Origin of the sequence: Corallococcus sp. EGB, assembly GCF_019968905.1 — a bacterium.
Lineage (GTDB): Bacteria > Myxococcota > Myxococcia > Myxococcales > Myxococcaceae > Corallococcus.
Genome location: NZ_CP079946.1, coordinates 3,277,642 through 3,289,701 on the forward strand (window position 1 = coordinate 3,277,642; position 12,060 = coordinate 3,289,701).

Here is a 12,060-nt window from a genome sequence, read left to right on the forward strand (position 1 = left end):
CCTGCGAGGGACTCCGCCTGGTGGAGGGCCATCTGCTCGAAGAGGGCTGCGGTGAGCCAGAGGGACGTCACGCGGTGGTGGCGCAGCAGGGCGGCCAATTCCTCCAGGGAGAGGGAGTGGGGCGGGGCGAGGACGAGCTTGGCGCCGTGCAGCAGCGCGCCCCAGATTTCGAGCGTGGAGGCGTCGAAGGCAACCGGAGCGAATTGCAGCCAGACTTCCTCGGGCCCGAAGCGCATGAAGGTGCTGCCGAGCACGAGGCGTGTAATGCCCCGGTGAGGCACGCAGACGCCCTTGGGGCGGCCGGTGGAGCCCGAGGTGAACATGACGTAGGCGAGGGCTTCACCGTCCCCGCGGACGTCGGGCGCATGCGTGGGCCGCGCGGCAATCTCCGCGGCCTGGTCATCCAACCAGACGCGAGTGCCGGTGGCGGGCAGCAGCGACGCGAAGGGCTGGTGCGTGAGCACCACGCCGACGTCGGCGTCCTCCAGCATCGCGGCGATTCGCTCCACCGGCGCGTTGCGGTCCACGGGCACGAAGGCCGCGCCTGCCTTGAGGATGGCGAGGAGCGCCGTCACCAACTCGAAGGACCGTTCGACAGCGAGACCGACGCGTGCACCCGGTGCGATGCCCAAAGCACACAGGTGGTGGGCCAGCTGGTTCGCACGTGAATCCAGCTGCGCATACGTCAGCGAATCATCCCCCAGCACCAGGGCCACCGAGTCGGGTGTGCGCTGAGCCTGCCGGGCGAAGTGGACGTGGACGGGGACATCCGTCGGGCTGACAGCGGCCGTGTGGTTCCACTCCACGAGGATACGCTGCCGCTCCTCGCTGGAGAGGAGGGACAGCTCGGTCACGGGCTGCTCGGGCTGTGCGGCCACGGCCTCCAACAGCGTGCGCAGGTGGCGCGCCATCCGCTCGATGGTGCTCCGCTCGAAGAGGGCGGTGCTGTACTCCATCCAGCCGGTGAACCCCTGCGGCGAGTCCTGCAACGTCAGGGTGAGATCGAACTTGGCGGAGTGGCCTTCGGCGATGACCGGCCGGAAGGTGAGGCCCGGAACGCGCAGCGCTTCGCCGGGTGCGTTCTGGAGGACGAACATCACCTGGAAGAGCGGGCTGCGGCTCGTGTCCCGCACGGGCTGGAGCACTTCCACCAGCTTCTCGAAGGGCACGTGCTGGTGCTCGTACGCCGCGAGGGTCGTGGCGCGCACCTGGGTCAGCAGCTCGCGGAAGGACACCTGGGGCTCCAGGCGCGCGCGCAGCACCAGCGTGTTGACGAAGAAGCCGATGAGCCCCTCCGTCTCCGCCTGCGTGCGGCCCGCGATGGGCGAGCCCACGGTGAGGTCGTCCTGCGCGGAGTAACGCGACAGGAGCACCTGCCAGGCCGCGAGCAGCACCATGAAGGGCGTGGTGCCCTCGCGCTGGGCCAGGGCCTTGAGCGCGTCGGACGTCGCCTGGGGAATCCTCACGGCGTGATTCGCACCCGCGTGGGACTGGATGGCCGGACGCGGATGATCCGTGGGCAGCTCCAACGTGGCCGGAGCCCCCGCGAGTTGCTGCTTCCAGTAACCCAGCTGCGTCTCCAGCGTCTCGCCCTGGAGCCAGTCGCGCTGCCACGTCGCGAAGTCCGTGTACTGCACGGGCAGCGGCGCCAGGTCCGGCGCGATGCCCTGAGTGAAGGCCTCGTAGAAGGCCACCAGCTCGCGGACGAGCACGCCCATGGACCAACCGTCGGAGACGATGTGGTGCATCGTCACGAGCAGCAGGTGCTCTTCGGCTGCCAACCGCACGAGCGCGGTGCGCAGCAGCGGGCCGTCGCGCAGATCGAATGGCTGCCGCGCATCCGCTTCGACCGTCCGCTGCGCTTCGGCCTCGCGCTGCGCTTCGGGCATCGCGGACAGGTCCACGAGATGCAGCGCCCACGTGCCGGGTGCGTGGACGTGCTGGGCGGCCTGCCCCTGGAACTCGCGGAAGGTGGTGCGCAGGGCGTCGTGGCGAGCGACCAGCGCTTCAAAGGCGCGGCGCAGCGCCTCCACGTCCACCTGACCTGTCAGACGGAGCGCGGTGGGGATGTTGTAGGACGCATCGCCCGGCGTGAGCTGATCCAGGAACCAGAGGCGCTGCTGAGCGAAGGAGAGCGGCTGCGGGCCCTCCGCATGGGTCCGGGTGAGCGGAGGAAGGCGGAGGCTCGGAGTCTGGGCCTGGAGGCGTTCGGCGAGCGCGGCCACCGTGGGCGCTTCGAACAGGGCTCGGAGCGGTAGCTCCACACGGAAGGCGGCGCGCACGCGGGAGACGAGCTGGGTGGCCAGCAGCGAATGGCCTCCCAGCGCGAAGAAGTCGTCGTGGATGCCCACGCGCTCCACCCGCAGCACCTGCGTGAAGAGGGCCGCGAGCTGCTCCTCGGTGGCGCTGCGCGGCGCGACGAAGGTGGATGCGAGCGCGGTGCCCTGCGGCGCGGGCAGGGCCTTGCGGTCCACCTTGCCGTTGGTGTTGAGCGGCAGCGCCTCCAGCACGAGGAGCGCGGAGGGGCGCATGTGCTCGGGCAGGAACTGCTTGAGCCAATCCCGGAGGGACTCAGGCGTAGGGGCGGGAGACGTGCCTTCCGGAGGCACCACGTAGGCGACGAGCCGCTTGTCGCCAGGCACGTCCTCGCGCGCCAGCACCACGGTGGCGTGCACCTGGGGATGCTTGAGGAGGGTGGCTTCGATTTCGCCCAGCTCGATGCGGAAGCCACGGACCTTCACCTGGAAGTCGGCGCGGCCCAGGTAGTCGAGCATCCCGTCCGCGCGCCAGCGCACCACGTCGCCCGTGCGGTAAAGGCGGGCGCCCGGGGTGGAGGCGAAGGCATCGGGGATGAAGCGGTCCGCCGTCAACTCGGGGCGGTTGAGGTAGCCACGGGCCACGCCCTCGCCGCCGATGAAGAGCTCGCCGGCGACACCGACGGGCACCGGGCGCAGCGTCTTGTCCAGCACGTAGACGCGGACGTTGGGCAGGGGCTTGCCGATGGTGGGGCTGGGGGAGTCCGCGAAGGCGCAGGCGGTGGCGTCGACGGTGCACTCGGTGGGGCCGTAGACGTTGAAGACGCGGGGACGAGGAGCCTGGGCGAGGGTGCGCCAGGTGGCGGGGTCAACCGCTTCCCCTCCGACGAGGACGCGGCGGGGGATGGCGGTGCGCTCCAGCAGGCCCTCATCCACCAGCAGACGCAGGTGCGCGGGAGAGCAGTCGAGGACGTCGAGCGAGTCCTGGGCGATGCGCTTCACCAGCTCACCGACGTCCGCGCGGGCTTCGTCGGGGACGATGCAGAGGGGATGGCCGTCGAGCACCTGGATGAGCTGCTTGACGGAGGCGTCGAAGGAGAGGGGTGCGTTGACGCTGACGCGCTCCGCGGGCTGGGCCTCCGCGTGGACGGTGGAGGCGAGGGCGGTGCGCAGGTTCAGCACGGAGCGGTGCTGAATCATCACGCCCTTGGGACGGCCGGTGCTGCCGGAGGTGTAGATGATGTAGGCGAGGTGCTCGGGCGTGACGGATGTCACGGGCGCATGGGAGGGCTCAACGGAAAGCGAGTCCGCGTCGGAGTCCAGGCAGAGGGTGTGCGCGGAGTGGGGAGGCAGGGAGTCGCGCAGGCGCTGCTGGGTGAGCACCACGGGGGCGCCCGTGTCGGCGAGGACGTGGGCGAGCCACTCGCGCGGGTAGCTGGGGTCGATGGGGACGTAGGCGCCACCGGCCTTGAGGATGCCGAGGATGCCGACGAGGGCCTCCACGGAGCGCTCCACGCACAGCACGGCGCGCACGTCGGGGCCGACGCCCAGCTGCACCAACCGGTGGGCGAGCTGATTGGCGCGGGCGTCCAACTCCCGGAAGGTGAGCTGCTCCTCCCGGCAGAGGACGGCCAGGGCGTCGGGAGTCCGAAGGGCCTGGGCGGCGAAGGCGTCATGGACGCAGAGGTCGCGAGGGAACTCCGCGCGGGGGCCGTTCCAGTCAACGAGGAGCTGCTGGCGCTCCGGCGGGGTGAGCAGGGGCAGGCTCGCGAGCGTCGAGTCCGGCTGCGCGGCGATGGCCTCCAGCAGCACGCCCAGGTGGCCCACCATGCGCTGCACGGTCGACGCGTCGAAGAGATCGCTGCTGTACTCCAGGACGCCCACGAAGCCCTGGGGCGAGTCCTGCAGCGTCAGCGTCATGTCGAACTTCGCGGAGTTCGCTTCGAGCGGAAGCTGCTCGAACGACAGTCCTGGCACGCGCAAGGCTTCCATGGGCGTGTTCTGCAGGGAGAACATCGCCTGGAAGAGCGCGCTGCGGCTCAGGTCGCGCACGGGCTGGAGGGTCTCCACCAGCTTTTCGAACGGCACGTGCTGGTGCTCGTAGGCCGCGAGGGTCGTGCCTCGCACCTGGGCCAGGAACTCGCGGAAGGTCGACCGCGGCTGGACGTGGGCGCGCAGCACCAGCGTGTTGACGAAGAAGCCGATGAGTCCTTCGGTCTCTGCCTGCGTGCGACCCGCGATGGGCGTCCCCACGCTGATGTCGTCCTGACCGGAGTAGCGGGACAGGAGCACCTGCCAGGCCGCGAGCAACAACATGAAGGGCGTGGCGCCTTCCTTCTGGGCCAGGGCCTTGAGGGCCTCCGTGAGGCGGGGGGGAACACGCACGTCCAGCGTGGCGCCCCGATGCGACTGCACGGGAGGGCGCGGACGGTCCGTGGGCAGATCCAGCGCGGCAGGCGCACCGGCGAGCTTCTCCTTCCAGTAGCCGAGCTGCGTCTCCAGCGTCTCGCCCTGGAGCCATGCCCGCTGCCAGACCGCGAAGTCCGCGTACTGCACCGGCAGCGGCGCGAGCGTGGGCAACTGACCCGCGTGGAACGCCGCGTATAGCGCGGTGAGTTCACGCACGAGGACGCTCATGGACCAGCCGTCGGACACGATGTGGTGCATCGTCACGAGGAGCAGGTGCTCTTCGGCGCCCAGGCGCACCAGCGACGTACGCAGAAGGGGACCGGCCTCCAGGTCGAACGGCTGACGGGCCTCCTGGTTCGCGAGCCGGCGAGCCTCACCTTCCCGCTGGGACTCCGGCAGGGGGGACACGTCGAGCACGGGCAGCGTCCACGTCGTGTGCAGATGGATGCGCTGCGCGGGCTGGCCCTGGTGCTGGAAGAAGGTGGTGCGCAGCGTCTCATGCCGGGCAACCAAATTCTCGAAGGCACGGCGCAGGGACTCGACGTCCACGTGGCCCTTCAGGCGGAGGGCGGCGGGGATGTTGTAAGCGGCGCTGCCCGGCTGGAGCTGATCCAGCAGCCACAGTCGCTGCTGGGCGAAGGAGAGGGGCGGCGGGCCTTCGTGGGTGGCGGCGGGAAGCGGTGGGAGGCGGGAGCCCGTGGTGGCGGTGCTCAGGCGCTCGGCGAGGGCAGCGACGGTGGGGGCCTCGAAGAGGGCACGAAGGGGCAATTCCGCATCGAAAGCAGCGCGGATGCGGGAGACGAGCTGGGTGGCCAGCAGGGAGTGGCCGCCGAGCGAGAAGAAGTCGTCGTGGATGCTGACGCGCTCCCGGCGAAGGACATGGCCGAAGATGTCCGCGAGCTTCTCTTCAGCGGCATTCCGAGGCGCGACGAAGTCCGCGAGGGGAGAGACATCCGGGATGGGAAGGGCCTTGCGGTCCACCTTGCCGTTGGCATTGAGGGGGAGCGCGTCCAGGAGGACGAAGGCCGCGGGCACCATGTACTCGGGCAGCCGTTCCTTGAGGAATGCGCGCAGTGAGTGGGTGTCCAACTGCTGGCCCTGTGAGGGCACGACGTAGGCGACGAGGCGCTTGTCCCCTGGGACGTCCTCACGAGCGAGGACGACGGCCTCGTGCACGGAGGCGTGGGAAAGCAGCGAGGCTTCGATTTCGCCCAGCTCGATGCGGAAGCCGCGCACCTTCACCTGGAAGTCGAGGCGCTGGAGGTAGTCCAGCTGGCCGTCGGCGCGCCAGCGCACGACGTCGCCGGTGCGGTAGAGGCGAGCGCCCGGGGTGGAGGAGAAGGGATTGGGGATGAAGCGCTCGGCACTCAGTGCGGGCTGGCCGAGGTAGCCCCAGGCGAGGCCCTCACTGGCGAGGAAGAGCTCACCGGGGACACCCACGGGCACGGGCTGGAGGTGCGAGTCGAGGACGTAGGTGCGGGTGTTGTCGATGGGGCGGCCGATGGGAGGCCGGGTGCCGTCGTCGTGCGAGACGGGGGAGAAGGTGGCGACGACGGTGCTTTCGGTGGGCCCGTAGTGGTTGAAGAGGGAGGCGGGCACGGAGGGAGGAGGGCCGTGGTGGAGGGCGTCCCCGCCCGTCAGCAGGGCGCGCAGGGCGATGGGGCGAGGCCACGCTTCGCGCAGGACGGCCTCGGCCAGGGGTGTCGGCATGAAGCAGGTGGTGATGGCTTCGCGGGCCAGCCACCGCAGCAGTTGAGAGGGCTCCGCACGCACGGCGTCGGGAGGAATGACGAGGCAGGCGCCGGAGGCGAGCGAGGGCCACACCTCCCAGGTGGAGGCGTCGAAGGCGACGCCGGCGGTGAGGGCAGTGGAGTCCTGGGGCGAGAGCGAATAGGTGCGCTGGTGCCAGGAGACGAGATTCATCAACGCGCGGTGGTGGACGGCGACGCCCTTGGGACGGCCGGTGCTGCCGGAGGTGTAGATGACGTAGGCCAAATCCTCCGGGCCCACGGAGGCCACCGGGAGTGAATGAGATGCGACGGACTCTCCTTCCAGAGAGATGACGCGCGTCGAGAGAGAGGGCAGCGAGTCGCGCAGGTGCTGCTGGGTGAGGAGGACGGAAGCAGCGGAGTCCTCCAGCATGAAGGAGAGGCGCTCCGGCGGGACGCCGGGAGAGACGGGGACGTAGGCGGCGCCCACCTTGAGGACGGCCAGCAGGCCGGCCACCAACTCGGGCGAGCGCTCGGCGAGGACGGCGACGCGGCCGCCGCGAGTGACGCCAGCTGCATGCAACTGGACAGCAAGCGCATGCGCCCAGGCGTCGAGGTGAGCGTAGGAGACGCTGCGCTCACCCATGCGCACGGCGAGGGCGTCAGGAGCGCGACGGGCCTGCTCCGCGACGACGTGGTGGATGCAGGTGTCGCGAGGGAAGGCGACGTCCGTCTGATTCCACTCGACGAGCAGCTGGCGTCGCTCCTCGGCGCTCAAAATCTCCAGCGAGGAGACACGGGCGTCGGGTGTCGCGGCGAGGGAGGAGAGGAGGACGCGGAAGTGCGCCATGAGGCGCTGGACGGAGGAGGCGTCGAAGAGGTCGGAGCTGTACTCGAGGAAGCCGGAGAGGCCGTGGGGGACTTCGAAGAGGGTGAGTGCCAAATCGAAGCGGGAGGAGTTGCCCTCGAGGGGAAGAGGCTGGAAGGCCAAGCCGGGCACGCGCAGGGCCTCGGCGGGGGCATTCTGCAGGACGAGCATGACTTGGAAGAGAGGGCTGCGGCTCAAGTCACGCGAGGGCTGGAGGACTTCGACGAGCTTCTCGAAGGGGACGTGCTGGTGCTCGTAGGCGGCCAGAGTGGTGGCCTTCACCTGGGAGAGCAGCTGACGGAAGGAGTCCTCGGGGCGCACGTGGGCGCGCAGGACGAGGGTGTTGACGAAGAAGCCGATGAGGCCTTCGGCCTCGGAGTGGGTGCGGCCGGCGATGGGGGAGCCGACGCTGATGTCGTCCTGGCCGGAGTAGCGGGAGAGGAGGAGTTGGAAGGCGGAGAGCAGCAGCATGAAGGGCGTGGCGCCCTCGCGCTGAGCGAGGCTGCGAAGCGAGTCCGTCAGCTCCGAAGGGAAGTGGACGGGCAGGGTGGCCCCGCGGCGGGACTGCACGGGAGGACGCGGCCGGTCCGTGGGCAGCTCCAGGGCGGCGGGCGCACCGGACAGCTGCTGCTTCCAGTAGCCGAGCTGGGACTCCAGCGTCTCGCCCTGGAGCCACTGACGCTGCCAGAGCGCGAAGTCCGCGTACCGCACCGGCAGTGGTGCGAGCGATGGCGCCTGTCCCGCATTGAAGGACGCATAGAGGCTCGCCAGCTCGCGGATGAGGACGCCCATGGACCAGCCGTCGGAGACGATGTGGTGCATCGTCGCGAGGAGGACGTGGGACTCTTCCGAAAGCTTGAGGAGGGCAGTGCGCAGCAGGGGCCCCTGGACCAGATGGAAGGGCTGCCGGGCCTCACGGGTGGCAAGGCGCAGCGTCTCCGCTTCGCGCGCGGACTCGTCAAGCGAAGAGAGGTCTTCCACGGGGAGCGCCCAGGCGGCCGGAGCATGGATGCGCTGGAAGGGCTGGCCCTCCTCCTCGAAGAAGGTGGTGCGCAGCGCTTCGTGGCGGGCCACGAGTGCCTCGAAGGCGCGACGAAGGGCCTCCACGTTCAGGCGCCCGATGAGGCGCAGCGCGACGGGGAGGTTGTACGAGGCGTCGTCTGGAGTCAGCTGATCGAGGAACCAGAGGCGCTGCTGCGCGAACGAGAGCGGCAGGGGGCCTTCGGTGCAGGTGCGCGTCAGGGATGGCAGACGCGAGCCGGTCGCGGCGCGCTGGAGGCGTTCAGCGAGGCTCGCGATGGTGGGGGCCTCGAAGAGGGCGCGGAGGGGCAGTTCCACGTCGAGCGCGGCGCGCACGCGGGCCACCAACTGCGTGGCCAGCAGGGAGTGGCCTCCCAGCTCGAAGAAGTTGTCGGTGCGGCCCACGGTGGGCACGCGAAGCACTTCGCTCCAGAGGGCCGCGAGCTTCTCCTCCAGCGGAGTCGAGGGAGCCTCGTAAGCATTCGAGGCGCGAAGCATGCTCGCGTCCGAAGCAGGAAGGGCCTTGCGGTCCACCTTGCCGTTGGCCGTCAGAGGCAGCGTCTCCAGGGAGACGAAGGCGGCGGGCACCATGTACTCGGGCAGGTGCTGCTTGAGGTGGGAGCGCAGGGCCGTGACGTCGAGGGCGTCCCCGACGACGTAGGCGACGAGGCGCTTGTCGCCCGGGGAGTCCTCACGGGCGATGACGACGGCGTCCTTCACGGCAGGGGCGGAGCGCAGGGCGTTCTCGACTTCGCCCAGCTCGATGCGGAAGCCGCGCACCTTCACCTGGGCGTCGATGCGGCCGACGAAGTCCAGCTGGCCATCCGCGCGCCAGCGCACCACGTCGCCCGTGCGGTAGAGGCGCTCGCCCGGAGTAGAGGAGAAAGGGTCCGGAATGAAGCGCTCGGCAGTGAGGCCCGGCCGTCCCGCATACCCACGCGCCACGCCCACGCCGCCAATGTGCAACTCACCACGCACGCCGACGGGCACGGGCTGCCCGTGCGGGTCGAGGACGTAGGCGCGCACGTTCGCCAGTGGCTTGCCGATGGACGGCACGTTCCCATCCGCCACCACCTCGCCGAAGGTGGCGATGACGGTGGCCTCAGTAGGGCCGTAGGTGTTGAGCAGGCGGCGCCCCGGCGCCCAGCGAGCGACGACGTCCGCGGGCAGGGCCTCACCGCCAGAGATGACGGTGCGCACCTTGGGCAGTCCTTCAGGGGACGTCGCAGCCAGCGCGGCCGGCGTGAGGCTGACGACACTCAACTCCTGCTCCCGCAGCAGCACGGGCAGCGGGGCGCCCGGCATCAACTTCTCCAGCGGCGCGAGCACCAGCGTGGCGCCGTTGCAGAGCGTGGTGAAAATCTCCTCCACCGAGAGGTCGAAGCTGAGGCTGGCGAACTGAAGCACGCGGCTGCCCGGGCCGATGCCGTACGCCACCGCCTCGTGGGTGACGAGGTTGGCGACGCTGCGGTGCTGCACCGCCGTACCCTTGGGCGTCCCCGTGCTGCCCGACGTGTAGAGCAGGTACGCCAGGTTCGCCGGCGTCACGCCCGTCACGGGTGCATCTGCCTGCTCAGCAGCGAGAGCGTCGCGCTCCGTATCAAGGCAGAGGGCACGGGTATGCAGTGCCTCCGGGAACCGGTCCACCAGTGCCTGCTGGGTAACGAGCACCTGCGCGGCGCTGTCCTCCAGCATGAAGGCCAGGCGCTCCCGGGGCAGGAGCGGATCCACGGGCACCCAGGCACCACCGGCCTTGAGGATGCCAAGGAGGCCGATGACGATATCGAGGGAGCGCTCGACACTGAGTGCGACGCGGACCTCCGGGCCCACGCCGCGACGGCGCAGGGCATGGGCGAGCTGATTGGCGCGCGCGTCCAGCTGCGCGTACGTCAACTGCGTCCCCTCGAAGACAGCCGCCACGGTGTCGGGAGCGCGGTGCACCTGCGCCTCGAAGAGCGAGTGCATGCACGCCTCGGGGAACGGCGCCCGCGTGGCGTTCCACTCCACCAGCACCTGCTCGCGTTCCTCTCCCGCGAGCAACTGCAGCGACGAGACCTGCGCGTCAGGCTGCATGACTGCTTCTTCCAGAAGCACGCGGAGGTGCTCGGCCATGCGAGCGGCGGTGGAGGGGGTGAAGATGTCGGTCGTGTACTCGAGGTAGCCCTTGAGGCCGGCGTCGGACTCGAGCACCTGGAGTGTGAGGTCGAACTTGGCGGCGAAGGTGTCGAGCTCGAGTGCCTCCATCTTGACGCCCTCGATGGAGGAGGAGGCGCGGAAGGAGGCCTGGTAGGTGAGCATCACCTGGAAGAAGGGAGTGCGGCCCGGAATGCGCTCGGGCTTCAACTCCTCCACGAGGCGCTCGATGGGGAGCTCCTGGTGCTCCTGGGCGGCGAGCACCGTCTCGCGCACCTGCCGCAGCAGGGTGCGGAAGGAGGAGCTGCCCGTGACGCGAGTGCGAAGCACCTGGGCGTTGACGAAGAGGCCGATGAGGCCCTCCACCTCGCCGCGAGTGCGGCCCGCCATGGGGGAGCCGACGGTGACGTCGTCCTGGCCGGAGTAGCGGGCCATCAGCACCTGCCAGCCCGTCAGCAGCGCCATGTAGAGGGATGCGCCCTCCTGCTGGGCGAGTGCCTTCAGTGAGTCCGTCAACTCGCGAGGCAGCAGCACGTCATGGCGTGCGCCTCGCCCGTCGCGCGTGGCGGGGCGAGGGAAGTCCGTGGGCAACTCCAGGGCGGAGGGCACGCCGGCCAGCTGGCGCTTCCAGTAATCAAGTTGCTTCTCCAGCCGGGGCCCCTGCAGCCACTCGCGCTGCCAGACGGCGAAGTCCGCGTACTGCACGGCCAGCGGAGGCAGGGGCACGGCCTGGCCCCGAGCGAGAGCGCCGTAGGCGAGCGCCACCTCGCGCACCAGCAGCGTCATGGACCAACCGTCGGAGACGATGTGGTGCACCACCACGACGAGCAGGTGCTCCGTCGGCGAGGACGTCAGCAGTTGCGCGCGCAGCAGCGGCCCCTTCGCGAGGTCGAAGGGCTGAGCGGCGGCCTCACGTGCCAGACGCCACGCTTCTTCCGGAGGCGAGCCCGAGACGTCCTTGCGCTCCAGGGTGAGCACCGGCTCCGGGGACACCACCTGCACGGGCCCGGAAGCATCTTCGCGGAAGGTGGTGCGCAGCACCTCGTGACGGCGCACCACTTCGCGCAGCGCGCGCTCCAGGAGGGCCACGTCGAGCGGGCCTTCCAGGCGCACGGCCATGGGCACGTTGTAGAGCGAGGTGCCGGGCTGAAGCTGGTCAATGAACCAGAGGCGCTGCTGGGCGAAGGCGAGGGGCAGGGGACGCGAGCGGTCCTGCACCGGGATGAGGCCCTGGGCGGAAGTGCCGGCGGTGGCCTTCTGCGCGGCCATCTTCTTGAGCAACTCGGCGCGCTTCTCCGGTGAGAGGTTCGCGATCCGCTTCGACAGCTCCTGGCTCATCTCGTGTACTCCGCACTCGGGGATGCCATTGCGCACGAGCACCACCCGGGTCGGAGGGGCTCGTGAGAACTCGGACTGCTGGTGATACTGAATTGCCGATCTGGGCCGCTCTCACGGGGGAAGCGCGGCGGTGGGCATATTCGCGGTGGTTACATTATTCGCTAACGACAAGACGTGTCATGAGGGCGGCTCGACGCTCCTGGAGCGCAACCCGGGGATGAATAAATCCCCGCGTTTACAGCCCTCACCATAGGAGGGGGCTCTGACGTTGGAGTGCCCGCACGACCCAAAAAGCCGGATCTCATGTGAGACCCTGGCGAGTTGGGAC

1 protein-coding gene (only partly in view) is annotated in these 12,060 nt (G+C 69.8%); it reads right to left on the minus strand.

Going from position 1 to position 12,060, the window contains the following annotated elements; translation table 11 throughout:
* Positions 1–11,732 carry the 5' portion of a non-ribosomal peptide synthetase gene (locus KYK13_RS13920; RefSeq protein WP_223644875.1) on the minus strand. 17,614 nt of this gene lie to the left of the window's left edge, so only the first 11,732 of its 29,346 coding nucleotides appear in the window; its start codon is at positions 11,730–11,732; the stop codon falls past the left edge of the window.
* Between the last annotated feature and the right edge of the window lie 328 nt (positions 11,733–12,060).